At 46.4% G+C, this 22,661-nt stretch carries 21 protein-coding genes; 16 read left to right on the top strand and 5 right to left on the bottom strand.

Annotation, left to right across the window (positions count from 1 at the left end; translation table 11 throughout):
• Positions 1-58 precede the first annotated feature (58 nt).
• The 5 genes from CYJ37_RS01300 to CYJ37_RS01325 all read left to right on the top strand — a co-directional run bounded on the left by CYJ37_RS01300 (position 59) and on the right by CYJ37_RS01325 (position 1,954).
• A complete protein-coding gene (locus CYJ37_RS01300; RefSeq protein WP_022543779.1) occupies positions 59-352 on the top strand; it encodes a DUF3817 domain-containing protein in 294 nt (97 codons plus the stop codon).
• 477 nt (positions 353-829) lie between these two features.
• The gene (locus CYJ37_RS01310) at positions 830-1,048 is read left to right on the top strand and encodes a DUF1659 domain-containing protein (RefSeq protein WP_094767325.1); all 219 of its coding nucleotides are present in this window, start codon (positions 830-832) and stop codon (positions 1,046-1,048) included.
• A 30-nt stretch (positions 1,049-1,078) separates the two neighbouring features.
• Positions 1,079-1,297 carry a DUF2922 domain-containing protein gene (locus CYJ37_RS01315; RefSeq protein WP_094767324.1) on the top strand — a complete coding sequence of 73 codons (219 nt, stop codon included), beginning with the start codon at positions 1,079-1,081 and terminating at the stop codon, positions 1,295-1,297.
• Positions 1,298-1,385: 88 nt separating this feature from the next.
• Positions 1,386-1,553, top strand: a complete 168-nt coding sequence (locus CYJ37_RS01320) for a YvrJ family protein (RefSeq protein WP_101547595.1) — start codon at positions 1,386-1,388, stop codon at positions 1,551-1,553.
• A gap of 200 nt (positions 1,554-1,753) precedes the next feature.
• Entirely contained in the window at positions 1,754-1,954 is a 201-nt protein-coding gene (locus tag CYJ37_RS01325; protein ID WP_009791059.1) for a cold-shock protein, read from the top strand.
• Positions 1,955-2,023: 69 nt separating this feature from the next.
• Here CYJ37_RS01325 and CYJ37_RS26980 read toward each other — a convergent pair whose 3' ends face one another.
• The gene (locus tag CYJ37_RS26980; RefSeq protein WP_009791060.1) at positions 2,024-2,176 is read right to left on the bottom strand and encodes a hypothetical protein; all 153 of its coding nucleotides are present in this window, start codon (positions 2,174-2,176) and stop codon (positions 2,024-2,026) included.
• 255 nt (positions 2,177-2,431) lie between these two features.
• Between CYJ37_RS26980 and CYJ37_RS01330 the strand changes: the two genes are divergently transcribed.
• Complete coding sequence (locus CYJ37_RS01330) at positions 2,432-3,577, top strand: exonuclease SbcCD subunit D (protein ID WP_009791061.1); 1,146 nt, start codon at positions 2,432-2,434, stop codon at positions 3,575-3,577.
• The gene (locus CYJ37_RS01335; protein WP_101547596.1) at positions 3,574-6,714 is read left to right on the top strand and encodes an SbcC/MukB-like Walker B domain-containing protein; all 3,141 of its coding nucleotides are present in this window, start codon (positions 3,574-3,576) and stop codon (positions 6,712-6,714) included. The genes CYJ37_RS01330 and CYJ37_RS01335 overlap by 4 nt, the downstream gene beginning before the upstream one ends.
• Positions 6,715-7,139: 425 nt before the next feature.
• Here CYJ37_RS01335 and CYJ37_RS26985 read toward each other — a convergent pair whose 3' ends face one another.
• Positions 7,140-7,361, bottom strand: coding sequence for a hypothetical protein (locus CYJ37_RS26985; protein ID WP_180827224.1), 222 nt, complete (start codon positions 7,359-7,361; stop codon positions 7,140-7,142).
• Between the two features lie 63 nt (positions 7,362-7,424).
• A complete protein-coding gene (locus CYJ37_RS01345) occupies positions 7,425-10,478 on the bottom strand; it encodes an efflux RND transporter permease subunit (RefSeq protein ID WP_101547598.1) in 3,054 nt (1,017 codons plus the stop codon).
• A gap of 174 nt (positions 10,479-10,652) precedes the next feature.
• On the opposite strand from CYJ37_RS01345, the gene CYJ37_RS01350 reads away from it, so the two are divergent.
• The 7 genes from CYJ37_RS01350 to selB all read left to right on the top strand — a co-directional run bounded on the left by CYJ37_RS01350 (position 10,653) and on the right by selB (position 17,636).
• Positions 10,653-11,534: a TetR/AcrR family transcriptional regulator gene (locus tag CYJ37_RS01350; protein ID WP_101547599.1), complete on the top strand. Its 882-nt coding sequence runs from the start codon at positions 10,653-10,655 to the stop codon at positions 11,532-11,534.
• A 99-nt stretch (positions 11,535-11,633) separates the two neighbouring features.
• Positions 11,634-12,311 (top strand): hypothetical protein, encoded by a 678-nt coding sequence (locus tag CYJ37_RS01355; protein WP_101547600.1) that lies wholly within the window; start codon positions 11,634-11,636, stop codon positions 12,309-12,311.
• A 24-nt stretch (positions 12,312-12,335) separates the two neighbouring features.
• On the top strand, positions 12,336-13,043 hold the full coding sequence (locus CYJ37_RS01360; protein WP_101547601.1) for a YwaF family protein: 708 nt from the start codon (positions 12,336-12,338) through the stop codon (positions 13,041-13,043).
• 671 nt (positions 13,044-13,714) lie between these two features.
• A complete protein-coding gene (locus tag CYJ37_RS01365) occupies positions 13,715-14,467 on the top strand; it encodes a hypothetical protein (RefSeq protein ID WP_101547602.1) in 753 nt (250 codons plus the stop codon).
• A 60-nt stretch (positions 14,468-14,527) separates the two neighbouring features.
• Positions 14,528-14,749, top strand: a complete 222-nt coding sequence (locus tag CYJ37_RS01370) for a hypothetical protein (RefSeq protein WP_009791070.1) — start codon at positions 14,528-14,530, stop codon at positions 14,747-14,749.
• Between the two features lie 130 nt (positions 14,750-14,879).
• The gene (locus CYJ37_RS01375) at positions 14,880-15,716 is read left to right on the top strand and encodes a type II pantothenate kinase (protein WP_257964152.1); all 837 of its coding nucleotides are present in this window, start codon (positions 14,880-14,882) and stop codon (positions 15,714-15,716) included.
• A gap of 36 nt (positions 15,717-15,752) precedes the next feature.
• A complete protein-coding gene (gene selB / locus CYJ37_RS01380) occupies positions 15,753-17,636 on the top strand; it encodes a selenocysteine-specific translation elongation factor (protein ID WP_101547604.1) in 1,884 nt (627 codons plus the stop codon).
• A 30-nt stretch (positions 17,637-17,666) separates the two neighbouring features.
• On the opposite strand, the gene CYJ37_RS01385 is transcribed toward selB, so the two are convergent.
• Positions 17,667-19,061: a M28 family peptidase gene (locus tag CYJ37_RS01385; RefSeq protein WP_101547605.1), complete on the bottom strand. Its 1,395-nt coding sequence runs from the start codon at positions 19,059-19,061 to the stop codon at positions 17,667-17,669.
• A 417-nt stretch (positions 19,062-19,478) separates the two neighbouring features.
• Here CYJ37_RS01385 and CYJ37_RS01390 point away from each other — a divergent pair, with 417 nt between their 5' ends.
• Entirely contained in the window at positions 19,479-20,468 is a 990-nt protein-coding gene (locus tag CYJ37_RS01390; protein ID WP_101547606.1) for a C40 family peptidase, read from the top strand.
• 471 nt (positions 20,469-20,939) lie between these two features.
• Complete coding sequence (locus CYJ37_RS01400) at positions 20,940-21,449, top strand: M15 family metallopeptidase (RefSeq protein ID WP_232217729.1); 510 nt, start codon at positions 20,940-20,942, stop codon at positions 21,447-21,449.
• A gap of 35 nt (positions 21,450-21,484) precedes the next feature.
• Here CYJ37_RS01400 and CYJ37_RS01405 read toward each other — a convergent pair whose 3' ends face one another.
• The gene (locus tag CYJ37_RS01405; RefSeq protein ID WP_101547609.1) at positions 21,485-22,534 is read right to left on the bottom strand and encodes a M42 family metallopeptidase; all 1,050 of its coding nucleotides are present in this window, start codon (positions 22,532-22,534) and stop codon (positions 21,485-21,487) included.
• Between the last annotated feature and the right edge of the window lie 127 nt (positions 22,535-22,661).

Below are 22,661 nucleotides of genomic sequence, written 5' to 3' on the forward strand. Positions count from 1 at the left end.
AGCCTATATGATAGCAATGAAAGGGCTTTGACCTTGATTGGAAAGGGGAGGATTGACCATGAACACACCGATAGGACGCTTTCGCATCATGGGGTTTCTTGAGGGAGGCTCGCTGCTGGTCCTGCTGTTTATCGCGATGCCTTTGAAGTATTTTGCCGGATTTCCGGAAGCGGTTACTGTAGTAGGTTCCCTGCATGGATTTTTGTTTGTTACATACCTGTTCATCATCGCCTATGTGACCTTTAAGGTCCGCTGGTCCTTTATATGGGTCGCAAGTGCATTGGCCGTAGCTTTTATCCCATTCGGCAATTTCGTTTTGGATTCTAGGCTGAGAAAATCGAGATTTGCCTGAAAAGCCGGTTTCCCGGCTTTTTTTGTTTTGAAATTTTTAAATTGTAAGTCCTATGGATAATGATCAGTGCTTGATCAACCTACAGCAGCTTCAATACATTGAAGTAATAGTTATATTTATTAAAGGGGGCTGCTGATTTGCGTTCCAGGCACTTCGCTTTCCGCGGGGCGGCGCTGAGCCTCCTCGTCGTACCTCCTGCGGGGTCTCAGCTCTGCCGCTGCAATCCCGCAGGAGTCTACGTGCCTTCCACTCCAATCAGCAGGGCTTCTAGAATTCGATAGCGTTCCCTCATAGCTTATATTTTTTTAGATTCGCAGACAAATTCATTTTCTTCGACGGCTTACCCCGCCATTACGCCTGCCCCTTGAAACTCTCTTTCACACACATCCCAGATAACCCTTTTTGAAAAATTTATCATCACCCATGTCCTTTTCGCCGGCAAATCTATATATAGAAGGTGAAAGGAGGTGATGCACGATGGCACAAACAGTTGCAACAGCTACCAGCCTTCGAATCTACTTCGAAACAGGAATGAACGAAAAAGGCGATCCGATTTACAAGTCCAAGACATTGTCCAATGTAAAAAACTCAGCTACCGCTGACCAGCTTCACCAGGCAGCCCAGGCGTTCGGATCTCTAAGCGAACATCCTGTCAACTCTGTTCAAAGAAACGACAGCTTTGATGTAATCGCCTAATAAAAATGAATCGGGAAAGGAGGTGAGATGATGGCTAAAACACTGGAAATCCAATTTCTCACTGAAAACGGCAAAACCGCATCCCTGACAGTAGATTCACCAAAAGAACCAATCGATACGGCCGCCGTGAAGCAGGCAATGGAAGAGCTGATCGCAGCTGACATTTTTACAGGGCCCAGCGGAAAGCTGGTTTCTGTCAAAGGAGCCAGAGTAATTGACCGCAATGTAACTGACTATGAACTAGTGTAATAGAAGCAGGGCCGGTGCCGTCATGGGCCGGCCTCTTTCTTTTTTACAACTCTTTGAAGAAGAGACCAAAAGCCTTAGGAGGAACAGTATGGACCAATTAATTCCATTAATCAGCGATGTAGGATTCCCGATTATTGTCACTTTGTATCTGCTTCACAGGATTGAGGCGAAGCTGGATTCAGTGGTGCAATCCATACAGAATCTGCCCGGCAGTTTAAAGGAAAAAGCCAGGCATGACAGTGCTTCCGGCCTATAATGAAACAGGTGCCAATCCTTGACAGTAAATTGGAATAATGCTACATTTAAATCAGCCGTTCTGCACCGTGATAGATTTGCAAAGCTGCTTGTTCCAGAGGTTAATACTTGTTTGGAGAAGTGAAGATTCGTAAAAGCTATATGCGCTGTAAATGGTGAATTTACACATGGCTGAAGCTGGCCATTAGGAGGATTTTTCTTATGAAAAACGGTAAAGTAAAATGGTTTAATGCAGAAAAAGGTTTTGGTTTCATCGAAGCTGAAGACGGAAACGATGTATTCGTTCACTATTCTGCTATCCAATCAGAAGGTTTTAAATCCCTGGAAGAAGGCCAAGAAGTTTCTTTCGAAGTTGTTGAAGGAGCTCGCGGACCTCAAGCGGCTAACGTTACTAAACTATAATTAGAAATACCATATATCGCAGTTCAGCCTCCGCGGCTGGACTGTTTTTTTATTTAAAAAGCAGGGGCTTCAAGCGGCGCGGCCTTCATCCATATTGGCAAATGCCCTGCAGATCAGAAGGATATCTTTATAAATAGCCTTTTTGACCGGCTTTACATTGCAGCGGCAGTATTCATTCAATAACTCTTTCAATTCATTTAAAAAAATCATTTGTTCTGTCATTTTTTCTCTGCCTCCATTTTAGTCTTATATTACTACTACTATATACCCATCATGAGCCATTTGAAACCTGCCTAAGTAAATTCAGTCTTTTCTGGAAAAATTTCCTCGGTGAGAAAGTGCGTTTTCTGTTAAAATAAGAGAACAAACATTCTGGATGAAAGCTTCCTATTTTTTCAGAAACCATCACTATCCTCTTTTTGATATAATGATAGGATTCTGAAATAGAAGCAATAAGGTTAAAAGAGGGGGAGAATCATGAAGTTTATCCATACGGCAGACTGGCATCTGGGCAAGCTTGTCCATGGTGTGTATATGACAGATGATCAGCGGGAGGTGCTGCAGCAGTTTGTCAAACTGGTGGAGGAAGAAAAGCCGGACGCCATTGTTATAGCAGGCGACCTTTATGACCGTTCTGTCCCGCCGACAGATGCTGTACGCCTGCTGGACGAAACCCTGTTTAAGCTTAATATTGATCTTAAAACGCCGATTGTGGCGATTTCCGGGAACCATGACAGTGCTGAACGACTGTCTTTCGGCAGCTCGTGGTATCAGCACAGCCAGTTTTATCTGAACGGCAATATTGAAGCCAGCTTTCGTCCTGTACATATAAATGGCGTTAACTTCTACCTGGTCCCTTATGCAGAACCCGGTACTGTCAGGCAGCTATTGGGAGACGATTCCATCCACTCCCATCAGGATGCCATGAAGAGCCTTATCGGAAAAATGGAAGAAACAATCAATCCTAATGAACCGAATGTGCTTGTCGGCCATGCCTTCGTGCTGGGAGGACAAACCAGCGATTCTGAAAGGACTTTATCTGTCGGCGGTTCCGGCTGCGTCACTGCGGATCTTTTTGCGCCTTTCTCCTATACGGCGCTCGGCCATCTTCACAGCCCGGACGCCATCAAGCATGATACAGTCAGGTATGCCGGCTCACTGCTGAAGTACTCTTTTTCTGAAGCTAAGCAGAAAAAGTCAGTTTCCATCATTGAGATGAATGATAATGGCTCTTTTGACATCCGCGAACATTCTCTTGCTCCCAAGCAGGATATGCGCGAGGTGGAAGGCTATCTGGAGGAGCTTCTCGATCCATCGTTTGCGGAAGGGCAGAATCATTTGGATTATCTGAAAATCACCCTGCTGGATGACGGCAGCCTCATTGATCCGATGGGCAAACTGCGGCAGTTATATCCGAACGTCCTCCATCTGGACAGAAAAATCGAACAGACCGACCTGAAAAGGAAAATAGCCTTCCAGGCTGTGAAAGAAGAGAAAAAATCCGAACTGGATCTTTTTGAGCAATTTTATAAAGAAATGACAGAAGCTGAATTCACAGAGGATAAAAAGTCAGCGATGGCGGATATCATCCAGTCTGTGCTGAAGGAGGAGGGATTGAAATGAAGCCTTTGAAGCTGGCAATGCAGGCATTCGGGCCTTATGCAGGGACCGAAGAGATTGATTTTTCCTCGCTCGGCAGCAAAACCATGTTCGTGATCTCAGGCAAGACCGGAGCGGGCAAAACCACGATCTTTGACGGCATCAGCTATGCCATTTATGGAAAAGCAAGCGGGGAAGACAGAAATGGCCCCGAGCTTAGAAGCCAATTCGCTGAAAATAATCTGCTGACAGAGGTGTCGCTTCAATTCTCACTCCGAGACCGCACCTACTATATCACACGTTCTCCACAGCAGGAAAAAAAGAAGGAGCGGGGCGAAGGCTTTACAACTATCGGCGCCAGGGCCGAGCTTTATATGTATGATGAAAAAAATGAGAAAGTGCTGCTCGCTGCCAATGTCAGGGATGTGGATGAGAAGATAAAAGAGATCATGCTCATCGACAGCAGCCAATTCCGGCAGATTCTGATGATTCCACAGGGGGAATTCCGCAAGCTGCTCACATCAGACAGCAAAGAAAAAGAGGTTATCCTCCAAAGGCTGTTCCATACGGAAATCTATAAAAAAATCGAAGAAAAGCTCAGGACTGAAGCGACAGAGCTGAGGAAGAGTGTCGAAAAGCAGGCTGACAGGAGAAACCATCTTCTGCATGGAATCCATGCCTCCTATCAGAAAGACCTGATCGAAGCTCTGGAAGAAGATACGCTGAATGACAGCAGAATCCTCCGGCTGCTCGAAAAAGAGATCGAGCTTTTAAACGGGGAAATGGATAAGCTTGTCTATGAGGGCCGTAAGAAGCAGGAGGAAAGGGATTCTCTCCAGCAGAAAATCTATGAGGCAGAAGCAGTCCTGAAGCAGCTGGCTCAAAAAGAGGAGCTCAAGGCGAAAAAAGAAGAGCTGGAAAGCCGGAAGGAATGGTCAGAAGCAAAAGAGCAGGAAATCATCCTCGCTCAAAAGGCGGCAATACTTGAGCAGCAGGAAGAGCTGTGCCATAAGCTGAAGAGTGATTTGGACTCTTGCAAAGCTGAATTTGAACGGCTCGAGAAAAGTACGGAGGCATTATATCAGCTTCTTCAGCAAAAAGAAGCCGCATATCAGCATGAAAAGAACAGGGAAGCTGAAAGAAACGAGTCAGCGGAAGCAGTCTCAAGGCTGCAGGCGATGAAAGAAGATGTCCTCGCCCTGTCCAAAACTAAATCAGAGGCTGAAATACTGAAAAAGAGGCTCGATTCCTCGAGACAAACAATAGAGAATCTTGAAGCAGGCCAGAAGCAGTGGGAGGAAACATTAAAAAGGCTCAATGCTGAGAAAAAAGAGGCCGATGGAAGCCTCCTGCAATCCGTGGAAATGGAGAGGAAGCTTGAAGGCTCCCAATCTCTTCTTGAAAATATCAATAAATATGAGAGTCAGGAACAGAAGCTGGCTGATTCTCTTGAAAAATTGGAACAGCAAAAACAGCTGCTGGAAAAGCAGCAGGCCCGCGCTGAAGATGCCAGGCAGCTGGTGGCAGAGCTTGAGCAGAAATGGCTGCATGGCCAGGCGGCCATACTTGCCGGCAAGCTTCAGGATGGAGAAGCATGCCCTGTATGCGGATCCATGGAGCATCCATTGCCTGCCGTATCCGGCGGCCTGGATTTTCCCGATGAAAAGGATATTGAGGCAGCAAAGAAGCAGCAGCTCTCTTGCGAGGAAGACCGCTCGAAGGCAGAGTCACGCTATTATGAAATCCAGTCGGCAGCCACCAGCCTGAAAGAGTCGATTGCTGAACTTGGTGCCAGAGTGGCAGAACAAAAACCGGGGCTTTCAGAGGATAGCATCACGTCCTATAAACAGGAGCTCCTCTCGGAAAGTAGCAGGATGGAAAGTGAGCTTGCAGGGTTCCGCAGAAAAGCGGCTCAGGCTGACAGGCTTGAGCAGGAAATCAAAAGAGCTGAAAGTGAGAAAAGCAGGCAAGCTGATGAGCTTCGCCGGGCCGCAGCGGACAATCAGGAAGCAGGCATTCTTTTTGCGGAGAAAAATACAGTGCTTTCCAGAATGATGGAAACTGTTCCTGAAAACCTCCGCTCCCGCCAGGCATATGAGGAAGAGCTGCAGGCGGCCCAACAGCATCAGCAAAAACTTACTCAGAGGCTGGAAGAGGCACAGGCTGCCTATACCGATACAAGGGAAAAGCATTCTAATGAGAAGACTCGCCTTGAGGTGGCGGAAAACCAGCTGAAGCAGACCGGCGATAAGCTCTCCGCCGAGCGGGAGCTGTTCCGGGACAGGATGGTCGGGCAGGGCTTTACTGTATACCAGGACTATCATCATGCCAAAAGGAATGAAAGGGAGCTTGAGGGCCTGCAGGCAGAGCTCAGAAGCTATCGGGAAGAACTCCGCTCCGCTGCCGACAGGTACCATGAGCTTACAGAATTGCTGAAGGATGTTAAGGAGCCTGATATCCAGGCCCTGAAGGAGCAATTCGGGGAAGTGGGCAAGCTGCTGGCTGCACTGCAGGAGCAGTATACCGGCCTGCTCGTGAAAAAGCGGGAAAATGGGGAAATTCACAAAAAGGTCACAGAAATCAACGAAGACATCAAACAGCTTGAGGAGCAGTATCATCTCCTTGGCCATCTGTTTGAGATTTCCAAGGGACAGAATACATTCAGGATTACATTTGAGCGCTATGTGCTTGCAGCTTTCCTTGATGATATCCTTCGTGAAGCAAATGGCAGGCTGGGCAAAATGACGAGCGGCAGATACCGGCTTCTAAGGAAGACGGACCGTTCCAAAGGAAATGTTCAAAGCGGACTTGAACTGCTCATTTTTGACCAGTACACAGGCCAGGAGCGCCATGTAAAGACACTGTCTGGCGGGGAGAGCTTTAAGGCGGCATTGTCGCTTGCGCTGGGTCTGGCAGAAGTTGTCCAGCAATATGCTGGCGGTGTCTCCCTTGAAACGATGTTCATCGACGAAGGGTTCGGGACGCTTGATCCTGAATCACTTGACCAGGCCATAGAAGCACTGATCGACATCCAGAGCACAGGAAGGCTTGTGGGCATCATCTCCCATGTGCCTGAACTGAAGGAGCGCATCGATGTCAGGCTTGAAGTCACCGCAACCCAGCAGGGAAGCAGGACTGAATTCCACTTTTTAAACGGATAAAATGAACGGGGCAGGAATTGGATTCCTGCCCTGTTTGGTTTGCGTTGGGATGTTTGATGATTGGAGCAGGAAGGGCAAGGGTGTTGTTTTATATAGAAAAGTGTAATTGATGAACGAGTGTAAGGGGAAAGAGCAGAGTCATTTATAGAATAGAGAGTAATCGATGCATGAGTGCAATGGAGAGAGCCGACACATGCATAGAATAGAGGGTAATCGATGCATGTGTGCATTAGACCGGGCAGAGTCATGTATAGAATAGAGAGTAATCAATGCATGATACCCGTGAGAAAAGCTGCGTCATGCATAGAAAAGAGAGTAATCGATGCATGAGACTCGCGAGAAAAGCTCCATCATGCATAGAATAGAGCACAATCAATGCATGAGCCCCCTGAAGGCAGCTAAGCCATGCATAGAATAGGGCACAATCAATGCATGAGCCCCCTGAAGGCAGCTAAGCCATGCATAGAATAGGGCACAATCAATGCATGAGTCCCCTGAAAAGAGCCAAGCCACGCATAGAATAAAACAAAATCAATGCACCAATATCGTAAGGAAATCCAATCATGCATAGAAAGAATCCAAATCAAAGCAAGATCCACGTACAAATCCCCAACTGTATTGAAAAAGCCAAATTCCATCAATTCCAACCACATCATCCTCTCCATATCAAAAAAACATCCTGCAGCACACCGCAGGATGTTTTTCCCATTCTACTTGCTCTCAGCCGGCACTTTCTTAAATCCAAGATAAAGCATCGGCACGATGATGACAGTAAGGATAACTGAGAACAGTATCCCTGAAATGATCGTTATGGCCAGCGGTGTAAAGAGGGCATCACCGCTGACTGCGACTGGTATCAGCGCCACGATGGATGTTAAAGCAGTCAGAAGGATCGGCCTCAGTCTCACACGGCCTGCTTCCACTACAGCATCCTTAATGGCCATTCCTTCACGCAGGCCCTGTTCCATAAATTCGATCAGGACGACAGAGTTGCGGACAACGATTCCCGTCAGTGAAACCATTCCCATGACAGCGAGGAAAGAGATCGGCGTCTGTGTAACGAACAGGCCGAGGATGCTGCCGGCAATTGCCAGGTAAACGGCTGTCAGAACCAGGAACGGAAGGCCCAGTGAATTGAATTGGAAGGCGATCAGCAGATACACCAGGAAGATGACAATGATGAACAGAACGGTGATTTCGGCAAAGAAGTCATTTTGCGCCTGGTTCTCTCCGCCTAATTGGATGCTGTAATCATTGCTGTCCAAAGCTTCCCGCTCTTCCTCTACGATTTTCTGGACATTCTCCTTGAAGCCTTCCTCCTCTTTAGGGAAGGCCCTTATGGTGATTGCCCGGTCTCCATCCTGGTGGGGGATGCGCTGAATTTCTTCAGTCCTTTCCTCATCCACAAGCTCTGAGACAGGAACAAGTTCCGGCGGCCCGGCCTGTGTGCTGCCGGCAGCCGGAATCTCGAGTTCTTCAAGGTTCAGGGGTTCTTCAGGGTCCCCAAGAATGATATTCATATCGCGCTTAGATACACCATTATCAAATGCCTGCAGCGGAATGCCTTCAGTTGCAAGGCTGATCTGTTCGCTGATCTGGTTGATGGTAATGCCGTATTCTTCTAATTTGGCACGGTCAGGGACATATTTTACAGCCGGCTCTGGAGTTCCGATATTGTCGACTACAAAGTCTGCCCCAGCGTCTTCTATTTTCCCGGACAGTGTATCCCTGAGCTCAAGGAGCCTTTCTATTTCAGGCCCCTTTACCGTGACTGTGACAGGGGCGCCTGCAGGAGGGCCCTGCTGGATGGTTTCCATGAATATTTCAGCATCTGGATATTTTTCCCTCAGAACAGATGACCAGTCGTCAATAAGCCCCTGGGCAGTCTGGTTCTTGCGGTCAACCCTTGCGACGATCTGCCCCGTATTCTCTCCGGTTGCCTGCAGGGAGCTGTTGAAAAGGTTAGGCAGGCCGGTTCCGGCAAATACGCTTGTTTCCTTGACGCCAGGGTCAGTCAGCAGCATTTCTTCAATGTCCCTAAGCTGCCCGGCTGTGTCCTCGAGGGTCACACCGATTGGGAGTGTAACGTCAATGGTCACCTCTTCACGGTCGGCGGCTGGGAAGAACTCAAAGGGAGTCAGTACAGCGAGCCCAAAGATCGCCGTTGTAAAAATTAAGCCAAGAAAACCGACAAGCTTCGGCCTTTTGGAAAATGGCTTAAGGATTTTGTCTGCATAAATATCTGCCATTAGATTGAGCGGCCTCCCGAGCAGCCCGGGAGCGTCAGAAACTTTTTTGCTCGTTTTCCGGTAAAGCATAAAGCGCATCATTGGCACGAATATCAATGCGACGAGTGTTGATGCCAAAATGGTCGTTATTAAAACGGTCGGCAAAGCTCGTATGAAAGCCCCGTTCCCCCCGGAAAGAAAGACGAGTGGAAGGAAGGTGAAAACAATCGCCAGCGATGATGTGACGATGGAAACCCAAATCTCCTTTGTGCCATTGATTGCGCCAAGCATCGCCCCTTCACCCATTTTATAGCGCCTTTGGATATTATCATTGACGACGATACTGTCATCAACAAGGATACCTAGCGCGATGATCGCCCCGATGACGGAAATCTGGTTCAAGTCGACATCGGCGAACGGAAGGGGGATCAGCCCCATCAATACGGAAATCGGGACAGCGAGTGCAACGACGAATGCCCCTGAGGCGGTCAGTCCAAGAGCCGTAGTCAGGATGACTGCCGCAACTGATATGGCAAGAGACAAATAGAGGCCGTCAAAAATATCGGATACCTGATCTGCCTGTGAATAATATGGCTGAAGTTCAATATCGTCAGGCAGTCCTTTTCCCAAATCTTCGACCAGGCTGCTGACTGATTCGTCAACGGAGGGGATATCCTGTCCTGCTTCGACAAAGGCAGTAAAAGATATAGAAGGCTTTCCATCAATAGTGACAATATCCTCCGTTTCCTGCTGCACGACTTCAGCTTTTCCGATGTCGCCAAGCAAAACGGATTCACCCTGCGGCGATTTGCCGACAAATAATTTTTCCATATCCTCAACAGAGCTGTAATGCTCTAATGTAAGCTGCACGATTTCCTGATCCATTTCCTGCTTTCCTAATGGTGCAGGATAGAATTCATCATTGATGCTGCTGATTACATCCGGCAGAATAATGCCTTTCTCCTTCAGCAGCTCGGGATCCAGCTCAATAGAAATTTTCTCGTCAGGCAGGCCTTTGATTACAGCGCCCGAAATCCCAGGTACAGATTCAACCTCTTCTTTCCAGCGTGAAAGTTCGTCCTGAAGAGCAAAAAGGCTTTCACTGTCGCTGCCCGTCAAATGGTAAGATACAATTGGCATCTTGACATTTGCTTCACTGACTTCCGGTTCAAAGGCTTCTTCCGGGAAAGAAGCTGTAAGGTCAGAGATAGCCTGGCGCACATTGCCGAACACTTCTTTTTTGTCTTCTCCGTCGGCAACCGTTACGATAATAGAAGAAAAGCCTGCGCTTGAGGATGAGCTTAGTTCCTCGATTCCCTCAATGGACTGCAGCTTTGTTTCTATCGGGTTGGTAATATTTCTTTCCACACTATCGACCGTTGCTCCAGGATAGACGGTGCTGACCGTTCCGATATTGATGGAAGTCTCGGGAATTTCCCTTTGCGGAAGCTGAAGAAAAGTGAAGACGCCAACGATAATAAATAATAAGAACAAAATGATAAAGATTTTGGATCTCTTTAGTATCCATTCAAGCATAATGCATTCCTCCTGAGGTTTGACTGGTCGGTCAAATTTTGTTTAATGTAAAATGAAATCTAATATTATCAAGGGGAAAACTCTTGACTACATGGTCATTTTTGCATGACTCCATTTAAATAGTCAAGAATGAATGTGTTTATAGAATGTGCTGGCATAAAGATATGAGGTGTGATGATGAACAAACGCGAAGCGATTTTAGAAACAGCTGTTGAACTTTTTGCTGAAAAAGGGTACAGCCAGACATCCATGCAGGAAATTGCGGACGGTGTAGGGATTGCAAAAGGATCACTGTATTCTTTTTTTTCATCAAAGGAAGATCTGATTATTTCCATTTATGAGCATTACCAGCAGCTCGTCTTTGAAAGAGTCCTTGTCATCGGACTGGATGGGGACTTGGAGCCTAAGCATAAGCTGGAGAAGCAGTTCAGTGCCCAGTTTGAAGGGATTCTGGAATATAAGGCTTACATGAAGATGCAGATGAGGGGAGAGACGGCTGTTAACAGCGAAAAGATTGCAGGGATGGAGCACAGGATGAGGGGAAGATTGTTTTCCTGGCTTCAAAAAAGCCTGCTGGAGCTGTATGGGGAAAGAATCAGGACTTATCAATGGGATCTGCTGTTCATGATTCAATCAATCTATCGGACATATATGATGCTGATGGTGTCTGACCAGGCAAAGATCGAACCGGATGAGATCGGCGTCCATTTAGTCCGGCAGCTTGATGCGGTGGCGAATGATTTTCTTGAAAAGGGCGGATATCCGGTTCTTACGGATGAAATGATGAAGCATTTTGTCGTTCATATGGATAAGGAAGGCGCTTTTGTATCATTTGAAAAAAGGGAACAGGCATGGAAGGATCTTTATCAAAAGCTGAACAGTCTGGAACCGCAGAAATCTTCATGGTTAAAAGAGATCGCAAACCGGATTTCCGAAGAAACCAAAAAATCCAATCCTGAACAAATCATCCTGGAAGGGCTGTTTGCTTTGCTGAAGGGTGAGGAAGATATCCGGAAGGAAGCCAAGGAACTGGAAAGGGAAATCCTGAATGACTGACTGTGGAAGTGAATACAGGCAGTCAACACTGTTCTGCCATACAGTGCCTTTTCATGGTAAAATGGTGGCAGAAGTTTCAAATAACAGGGAGTTGGAAAGATGAAGAAAGCAGCACTTTCGTGGAGCGGAGGCAAGGACGGCTGCATGGCTCTTGATCTAATGGTCAAGAAAGGGATAAAGGTTGAGTGCCTTCTGACAACAGTCCCTAAAGAGCTGGGAAGGACTTTTGGACATGGTGAGAAGCAGGAGCTTATATCCCTTCAGGGGGAAGCTCTCGGGATTCCGGTCCGCTTCATAGAATGCACGTTTGACGGATATACGGATTCCTTTGTCGCGGCTTTAAAAGAGGCAAAAAAGGAATACGGCCTTGATGCGATTGCGTTTGGGGATCTTTATTTAGATGAGCACAGAGATTGGGGCGAAAAGGCGGCGGCAGCGGCAGGCCTGGAAGCATCCTATCCCTTATGGATGAAAAAAGAGGAAGCGCCATCAGCCCTGGAAGCATTCACGGATTCTGGATACAAGGCTAAAGTGATCAGGATAAGAGATGAGATTCTTGCTACTGAGTGGCTTGGCCGCGAAGTGGATGCATCCTTTGCCAGGGATATTAAAGATACAGCCAGCTGTCCGATGGGTGAAGCAGGGGAATATCATACTTTTGTCTATGACGGCCCTCTATTCCTTAAAAAAGTCAGCTTTGACACTGGAGAAATTATTCAGCTGGAGACAACGAAGCGGCTTGAGCTTGAAAACTTCGCTTTAAAAGAAAAAGCTTAATACATAAGTAAGGAGGATCCCCCTGTGGCAGAGCTATTCGGGCAAAATTCGGATCTCTATCCTTTTGCGGCTTTTTCGGCAGGCCATTGGACCATGCTGTTTGTGTTTGCGGCAGGCTCTTTTGCTTTATACTATTACCGGCAGTTTTTTGCAGCAAATGAATTAGCGGTCAGATGGACGTTCTTTTCAGGCTTATTCGTCCTGGAGTCGCTTTATCACTATTGGCTGTATCGTGCAGGAATATGGGATGTTTCATTCACACTGCCGCTTCAGCTGTGCTCCATCAGCCTGATTCTTTGCCTGATCCTTCTCGCATCAGGATCAAGACTCGTTTTTAACATTGTTTATTTTATCGGGATAGCAGGTGCCTTAATGGCGGTGCTGACGCCAGAATTATTTTTTGGCTATCCGCATTTTCGTTATTTCCAATTTTTCATCACTCATATACTGATCATATGGACCTGCCTTTTCTATGTATTTGCAAAGGGCTTTGCACCTGATCATAAAGGGATGTGGCTGAGTTTCCTGTTCCTAAATTTATCTGCAGGCATTGCATATCTGGCCAATAAATGGACCGGGGGAAATTATATGTTTCTTGCCTATAAGCCTTCCAATGGCTCGCTGATTGATTTTCTGGGGCCTTATCCATTTTATATCCTGTCCCTTGAAGGGATTGCACTTTTCTTATTTTATGTGCTGCTTGCTCCGTTTGGTTTTCGGAAGAGAAAGTAAAAGAAAAGCTCTGCCTCTGGCAGGGTTTTAATTTTGGCTCTTTTGGTAAGAGCGTTGTTAAGGAAGAGAGGAAGGAATGATTTTGCAAAAAGTCTTAACCTTATTTGAGTGAGTGACCAGCAGGCCATTAAATAAGCGGAGAATTTTCGGTTAAGCTGTTGAAAATGGCACTAGTGGGTGTAAATAAAGGGAGAATTTCCGCTTAAACGAAACGCAGTAGCCTATTTTCCAGTTTTTGAGTTGATAGCCGGAATTTCTCCGTCTATTTGAGCTATTTTTAGATGTTTTTCGAAATTAGGGGGAATTTCTCCGTTTATTTTTACCCTGTCCCGGACTTCCTCTTCTAGTCTGCTCTTTTATGTCAGTACGGGGGAATGACCCATCAACTAGCTTAATGAACAAACGGGAGTTATTTCGTAATAAGAAATACAGTCATTCCATCATAGCAGTGGCGGCTTTTTATACCTCATGCAGGAAGGGTATGGTAGTTGAATGTTAGCAAGCACGAGCAGCATCCGCCTCCTGGAAGAGTATTTTAGCACCTTTTTTAAGGGTGGCAAAATATGCTATTTACGGCAGGCTGACTGCACATGCCGGGATTAGAAGGCATCTTGCTGGGGTAGAGCAGGAGAAACAGCCAAGATGAAATCATTTTAGAAAGAAGGGTGCATATGAAGAAATTTTACATCCTGCACAGCATCAGCTGCCTGGCATTCCTTTTCGTTTTATGGGCTTCTTTTTTGTCTCCAGTATCAGAGAGCGGGGATAACAGGCAGATGAATGAAACGCTATTCCAGCCGGCGCCCTATGCTTTTTCCATCTGGGGGCTGATATATGTGCTGATCGCCATCTGGCTGGTCAGGGGATTTCTCTCATCAGGAGATGAAAGGGAGCTTTATAGGGGCACAGCACCTTGGTTTTCAATCAGCGCCGTCTTGAGCGGGCTGTCGATTACAGCTGGATTGGCTGTAAAAGGTCTAGATGCCATTCTGCTCATTGCTTCACTGGCAGCACTTTGTATGGTTTATGTAAAAATCAAGAAAAGCCAATACCATCGGACTTTTTTCAGAGTTCCGTTCTCATTCTATCTTGGATGGACCTCCATTGCTGTTATTGTGATTATCTTTCAGCAGTTTACAGACTTTGGCATCGGGGAGTTCCTTGCTATAGGAGAGCTGGGGTGGACAAACATCATGCTTATTGCGGGAGCTTTGCTTGCTATTGGCTTTATGCTGCTGCAAAAAGATATCATCTACCCGCTCGTATTCATATGGGGATATATTGGGATTGCGGTTGAGCAGCGCGGGCAGGCTTCAGTGGTCTGGACTGCTGCAGCAGCCTGCATTTTGATTGCTGCTGCTGGGTTGATTTACATTTTTAGAAAGAACAATAAAGCGGGAAATCAGGCAGAGCAGAAAGTATAGTTTGTCTCTTCCGGCCCAATAATAAGCGTTAGAAACTGAGTTGGAAGGAGCTTTGCCTACATGAAAAACCTTCGTTTTTTATTGAAAGATGGAGCGGAAAGTGCGCAGATTGCAAAAGACCTCCGCGTCCAGCTGGATGTCAACCGCTATCAGAATGTGAGTGTAACACCGGTTACGGGCAGAAATGAAGTGATTGTCCAGGTTCCTGATGAAAGCGGCATGATCGAAGAAACAATTGAGAGCTTCATGAAGGATTATCAGACCGGCGAGATGCTGGAGTAGTAATTGGCCCCCTTTCTGCAAGGGGGTTTTATTTTTAGCGAGAACTATCACTGGATAAAGGCCTTAATGCTGGCAGGCCCCTCCTAAGATTGCTTATAATGAGGTTAATATATTCAGGGGAGGCATTCGTGTGAGAATAGGGATTGATGCTGGCGGGACTCTGATTAAGATCGTTTACGAAGAAAATGGCCTTCATTTTAAAAGAATTGAATATAATGAGGCTGAGCAGGCGCTGAATTGGCTTAAGACGTTGGCTCCTTCTGCGGATTATGTCCTTACTGGCGGTAAAGCCGCCATCCTTAAGGAGGCCTTTTTTCCCGAAGCCGCTATCATCCCTGAATTTACGGCCACTTGTGAAGGGGCTCTCCATCTGATCAAGGAAGCGGGCCACCCGCATAAAAGATTGCTGCTCGTTAACATCGGCACAGGGACTTCCTGGTATAAAATAGAGGATGGAAAGCATGAAAGAATCCTGGGCAGCGGTGTGGGCGGAGGTACTTTTATGGGGCTTGGCAGGATTTTCACTGGAAAAGCGGACCATCAGAGGCTGGCCGGGCTGGCAGCTGAAGGTAACAGGGAAAAGGCCGACCTGCTGGTGAGCGATATTTATGGAGACAGAAGCTGGCTTCCTTCGACAGCAGGCCAGAATAAAAGGGTAAAGGATGTTGAAGCTCCTATTGACGGCAAGCTGACGGCAGGCAATTTTGCCAATATCACGGGTGAGCCTTCCGAAGAGGATCTTATGGCAGCGGCTGCTAACATGATTGCCGAAACAACGGTTCTTTTGACCAAAGGGGCTGCTGATATCCATCATTCTGAAAAGATTTATTATATCGGAAGTTCCCTGCAGGGTAATGAAATACTGAAAAAGGGACTTCTTACATACAGCAGGATGACAGGCCTGGATGCCGCCTTTCTGCCTAATGGGGAATACAGCGGTGCACTTGGTGCGTACTTATCCAGTTGAAATGATAAATTAATGAATTAAAGTAGGTGCACATTTGTGGGAAAGAAATACTTTACGATTGGTATGGCCGGCCATATTGACCATGGCAAAACATCGCTGACCAAAGCGTTGACCAATATAGATACAGACAGGCTGAAGGAAGAAAAAGAAAGGCAGATATCCATTGAGCCGGGATTTGCTCCCTTGTATGAAGATGAGGATTTGGAAGTATCTGTTATTGATGTCCCAGGGCATGAGCGGTTCATCAGGCAGATGATTGCCGGAGTAGCGGGCATTGATCTTGTGATCCTCGTCGTTGCAGCCGACGAGGGTGTGATGCCGCAGACAAAAGAGCATCTCCAGATTCTTGGGTTCCTTGGCATTGAGAAAGGAATCGTCGTTATATCTAAAGCTGATCGGGTGGATGAAGAATTCATCGGCCTTGTTGAGGAGGAGATTCTGCTGGAGCTTGAAGGAACGGTCTTTGAAGGCTCGCCTTCGGTTCTCGTGGACAGCCTTTCTCTAAGAGGGATAGAAGAACTGAAAGTGCTGATTGAGGATGAACTCAAAGAAATCACCCCCCGCGGCACAACAGGCGCCTTCAGGCTGCCGATCGATCAGGCCTTTTCGGTAAAGGGGCAGGGGACTGTGGTCCGCGGAACCGTCTATGAAGGATCTGTTGAAGAAGGCCAGCAGCTGAAGATCCTGCCCTCAGGCATTGAAACGAGGGCAAGGCAGATCCAGGTGCACCGGAAGCAGGCAGAAAAGGCATTTGCAGGGCAGCGGACAGCCATCAACTTATCCGGGGTCGCAAAAGAAGATGCCGCCAGGGGGCAGGTCCTTGTCTCCGCTGACAGTTTTACAGTGACAAATGTGTTTGATGCAAGCATCAGGACAGCAGAGGGGCTGGAGTCTGCCATCAAGCAGCGGATGCCTGTCAAATGCCATATCGGAACTGCAGAAGTGATGGGCCGGATTGTATTTTTTGACCGCAACGAGCTCAAGGAAGATAAAGAAGAAATCTTGTGCCAGATCAGGCTGGACGAAGAGGTGGTTACAAAGCGGGGAGACCGGTTCATCCTCAGGAGGCCCAGCCCGGCTGAAACCATCGGCGGAGGATGGGTCATTGATCCTCATGGCCGGAAATATAAGTTTGGCAAGCATACCGTTGAGCTTCTCGATAAGAAAAAACAAGGTTCTCCCCACGAAAGGATCAGCGATGCCCTTAGAATAAACAGCAGCATGAAGCCTTCAGAGCTTGCCCATTTAACCGGTGTGGACGAAGAAACTGTCCTGCAGGTGCTTCAGGAAGACGGCTTTGTAAAAATCGGGCCCAATGACTTTGCTCACAGCGAAACGGTGCAGAACGCCTTCATGGAAGCAGCAGGGAAGCTTGGCGAATTCCACTCTGCTTTTCCGATGAGGAAAGGGATCCTTAAAGCAGAGCTGGTCCAGTCGCTGGCTGGCACCTACGGCAAAAGCCTGGTGGGTTTTACGGTTGAAAAAGGGATCCTGGATGGAAAATGGATAAAAGAAGAGCAGTGGCTGTTTTCTTCAACCTTTGAAAGGAATATTCCGAAAAGCTGGCAAAAACGGGCTGGCAATATGCTGGACCAGTTAAGGGAAGATGGACTGCAGGTTCAATACCTAGACGACTACTTCGCCAAATCGGGTATTCCGGGAGATTTAAAGCCAGATATGATCCGCTTTCTGACAGATACTGATAAAATCGTGCCGATTGATGGCCAGTATTACTATCATGCAGACATTTTCAATGAAGCGGTTGAAAAGCTGAAGGCTGGAACCGGAGGCAGCTTTGATGTAGGTGTGGCTAAAGATCTTTTGGGCTTATCGAGGAAATATATCATCCCTCTCCTTGAGCGGCTTGATGAGCTGAAGCTGACCGTGCGGGAAGATAATAAAAGGATCTGGAAAAAATAGAGAAAAGCACCCAGTGAGGGTGCTTTTCTATTATTTTACTTCCTGTTCTTGATATAAATGAGGCGTTTTATGCTTTTTCCCTTTTTTCGGCTTAGGCAGCTTCCGGTCGAATTTTGCCTGATCATAAATTGCTGATCCCACAATTTCAGCTACATCCTGAAGCTTGTCCTTGCTGATTTTATCAATGGTGTCTTCCGGTGTGTGGTACCATGGCTCACTCGGGCTGTGGATGAAAAGTGCTGCCGGAATCCCTGCTTCTGCAAAAGGCACATGGTCGCTCCGTCCTCCCTGTCCATACGGTGTTGCTGTGCCATTCAGCTTTAAGCTGGATTTCTGGGCAAGTTCTGTCACCAGATTCGGTTCGCCATCAGCCGTCAGCATCACCAGGTCGCCTGCATCCCTGCTTCCGACCATATCAAGGTTGAAATTGGCAATGATGCTATCCTGCTCCTTGTCTGACAGATTCTCTACATAATGACGTGATCCAAGCAAGCCGAGCTCTTCAGCACCAAATGTGACAAAGCGGATTTCTGAATCAGTGGGAATATTTTTGAACACTCTTGCCAATTCCAGTGTCATCGCTGTGCCTGATGCATCATCATTCGCTCCCGGTGCACCTGCGACAGAGTCATGGTGTGCGCCAAGCACAATGACTTCTCCTGTATCTTTCTTCTTATTAGTTGGTTTTTTAACGGCAATTACATTATGAGATGTTTTTTCACCGGCGTCAGCTCCCTCAATGACAAGGTTTGCTGTGAAGGTTTCTCCCTCTGCAAGTCTTGCTGACAGGCTTTCACCTTCAGCTTTTGATAAAGCTGCAGCAGGTATGTACTCCTCATTGGCTTCTCCAAGTGTCCCGCTGAGAGGGCCATCAGCATTATTATAGATCAGAACGCCTGCAGCACCTTGTTCAGCTGCATTCAATACCTTTTCGGCAAAGCTGATTTCCCCTCTTTGGATCAGTGCAATCTTACCCTCCAGATCAGCAGCTGCAGCGTCCTCCTTTGTTCCCAGGCCTGCTTCTGCCAATTCAGCAGTGACATTCCCGTTGACTGTATAAGTGAAAGGGGCAGGGGATAATGGCTCTTCCGCTCCCTGGACGGTTAATTCAATCTTCTCAGGCGGCGTATAGCCATAGAAGGTGAAAGGCTGGATTTCTGTTTTATAGCCATAACTTTCGAATTTTTGCTTTATATACTGTACTGCCTGATCTTCTGACGCAGTTCCTGCCACGCGCGGAGACTGCGAGAGATCTGTGATGGATTGATAGATTTTTTCCGCTGATATCCTTTTGATAAGACTATTCTCAAGGCCATGAATAGCTTCCAGCTTCGGAGCTTCCTTTGGCTGGGCCAGCGCAGGAACATGTACTGCCCCAAAGGCCAAAACGCCTGCTAATGACATAGAAACAAAAGTTTTTTTCATAGTATTCCTCCCTGGATAAAATTAATAGGCAACTAATAGTCTAGAATATTCTCAATTTTTCTATAAGGTAAAAAACTCCTGCATTTTTTAGTCCTTTGCATTCATTTTTCGGCCGGCATCCTGCTGGAGCGACTATTTAATCAGGAGGTGCTGACTAGAAAATTCATTAAGGAATAAATTTCCTTCCGGATATTGTCGTAAAATTTGAGTCTTAAGAAGGTAGAAATTATTTTTGTATAAGTTTAGAAGATGAAAGCATGGGGTATATAACCTATTTGTTTGTGGGAAATAGAAGATGATATTCCTTAATTAACCTATAAAAATAGTTAATTCCAAGCACTCCATTTTTTACACATACTATTCTAGTGTAATGATTACTAAAATTAGGATGTGAAAGAAATTAAAGGAGTGTACACCATGAAAAAACAACTTATAACAATGGCAGCCGCAGCAGGCTTGATGCTGACTCCTTTTCAAGGTTCAGCAAGCGCACATGAAAAGACACATAAAGTAGCCTCCGGAGATACGCTTTGGAAGATCTCGAGGCAATACAATATAAATGTAGGCGAGCTTCAAAGCTGGAATAAGCTTAGCGGTGCTGTCATCTATCCGGGGCAGGAGCTTTCCGTCATTGCTCCGCACAGCCACACATCTCAGCCTGCAGCATCAGGCACCACAGTACATACTGTGCAGGCAGGGGACACGCTATGGGGAATCAGCCTGAAATACGATGTCAGTGTCGCATCCCTAAAGCAATGGAATCGTCTGTCAACTGATACGATTTATAAAGGCCAGAAGCTCTCAATCAGCGCTTCTGCAAGCAGCTCTGCCAATGCTCCAGTGCTGAATCCGGCACCAGCCCAAACAGGGTCAAGTTATACTGTGCAAAAAGGAGATTCGCTTTGGAGCATTAGCAGCAGGAACAATACCTCTGTACTTCAATTAAAAGCATTGAATAATCTATCCAGCGATACAATCTATGCAGGGCAGAAGCTTCAATTGAATGGCACAGCAGCAGCTGCAAAGCCTCCAGCACCAGTATCTGTTTCCTCCAAAGCCGATGCGATTATCAGCGAAGCGAAAAAGTATATCGGCGTCCCGTACAAATGGGCAGGAAGCACACCGGCAGGTTTTGACTGCAGCGGCTATATCAACTATGTCTTCAAGCAGTCGGGAGTATCAATCCCAAGAACTGTTGCAACGATCTGGGGCGCCGGAAAAGCGGTATCTTCACCGTCACCGGGAGATATCGTCTTCTTTGAGACCGGGACAGGCCCTTCACATGCAGGCATCTATCTTGGCGGAAACAAATTCATCCATTCTGGCTCTTCCACGGGTGTAACAATCAGCGATATGAATTTATCTTATTGGAAGACTAGGTATCTTGGGGCAAAGTCTTTGCTGTAATGGGCTGCAAGTATTCTAGTGTTGAAGCTTTGCAGTGTTAAGCTACGGGCAAAAAGAAAAAAATCGGAGAAAGATACAATTAGCTGCAATAAAATTTATGGGAATTACATTAGACAGGCTCTTTTCGAAAGAGCTGTCTTTTTTTATAATAATTCAGCTGCAAAAGATTCCTTCATATATCCCTTTTAATCAGAAACGCCATTTTATTTACCTGAAATTTTACAGCCAGCACGCTAAGCAGCTTCATTCTAGACTGAATAAACAATTTCCTAGTATAATAAGAAACAAGATGTAAGGCATATTTCCAGATGATGCCCCGCATCTTTTTTTATATTTATTTGTATACGGCTTTATTCAACAGCATTGTTTAACACAGCCTTATATATAGAAAGGACTGACAAAGTGCCGGTTAAAAGATCAGGCTTCTGGATTTTTATATTGATTGCCGGGATAATTTATCTGCTTTTTCTCATGAAGGCAGAGCAATTTCCGGAAATTGATTTTCATATTGATATGGATAATGGCTTTGATGAGGATGCGCCCCTGCCGGTCCAGCTTCATCCGGTGGTAAGTGCCAAAAAGGATGAACTGATCAGCCTGGCGGCGGATAAAGGGATCAATATTGTCATTACACAGGATTTCCGCAGCATTGAAGAGCAGAATGAATTATACGCAAAAGGCAGGACGGCAGAAGGAGAAATCGTGACAAATGCCAAAGGCGGGGAGTCATACCATAATTTCGGCCTCGCCATTGATTTTGCCCTTCTTTCCTTAAACGGAGCTGTCATATGGGATATGAATTATGACGGCAACGGCAATTCCCGTGCTGACTGGGATGAGGTCGTCGAGATCGCAAAGGGTCTCGGATTTGAATGGGGCGGCGATTGGCGCAGCTTCAAAGATTACCCTCATCTGCAATATGATTTCGGGCTGAGCATATGGGAGCTTCAGAGAGGGAAGAGGCCTCCTGAGGAGGAATAAAAAGGAGGATGCGCCGAAACGCATCCTCTTTTGCATTAGTTGACAAGCTCAGATTGTACATAATGGAACAGCAGTCTTGCTGTGTTGTCCAGGGATTCCATGTGGGTCCTCTCATAGGCATGCGAGGAGTCGATCCCCGGCCCGATCAGTCCGTGAATAATATCATGACCGGAACGGATGGCAGCAGAAGCATCAGACCCATAATAAGGGTAGATGTCAAGCTTGTAATCGATATGATTGTCCTTTGCAATCTTAATAAGATTCTTCCTCAATCCATAATGATACGGACCGCTTGCATCTTTCACACAGATGGACACCGTATATTCATCTGTTGACTGGCCTTCACCCATCGCGCCCATATCGACAGCCAGGTATTCAACAGTCTCCGGTGTAATATTGGAGTTTCCGCCATAGCCGATTTCCTCGTTGTTCGAAATCAGGAAGTGGGTCGTGTAAGGCAGCTCGATATTCTTTTCTTTTAAAGTCCTGATCAGCTGAAGCAGGATCGCGACGCTGGCTTTATCATCCAGGTGGCGCGATTTGATATATCCGGATTCTGTTTCCTGGACACGCGGATCAAAAGATACAAAATCTCCCACTTCAATGCCAAGAGCAAGTACATCCTCTTTGCTGTGAACCTTTTCGTCTATGCGCACTTCCATGTTCTGCTGATTTCTTTCAGCTTTCGCAGCATCCTTATACACATGTACAGAGGTTTGCTTCATGAGGATGGTGCCGGTATATTTATTTCCTTCTGCCGTTTCAATCTCGCAGTATTCGCCTTCAATCGAGTTGTATGTAAATCCGCCGATCAAATCGATTTTAAGCCTGCCATTTGGTTTGATTTCCTTTACAATCGCCCCTAATGTGTCAACATGAGCCGTAAGCATCCGGTGCTGCTTTTCATTTTTTCCTGGAAGTGTGGCGATCAGGCCGCCTTTCCTGTTTTGGTATGTATGTACGCCAAGCTGTTCAAGATAGTTCTGGACAAAGGAAATTACTTCGCTGGTATTCCCGGATGGACTGGGTATGGAAACGAGTTCCCTGATCAGGTCTGCCGTTTGCTTTACATTGCTGTTAGTCAAAAGATCACTCCTAATATGATTGGATTCCTTTCCATTATACTAGGAAAAAAACTTTTGTTAAATCTGATGATATTCAGGTTTTCCAGATTATGATTGAGTGAAAAGGTTAATATTTAGTAAGATGAGA

Source organism: Bacillus sp. UMB0728, from assembly GCF_002858875.1.
In the GTDB taxonomy this organism is placed as follows: Bacteria; Bacillota; Bacilli; order Bacillales; family Cytobacillaceae; genus Bacillus_AB; species Bacillus_AB infantis.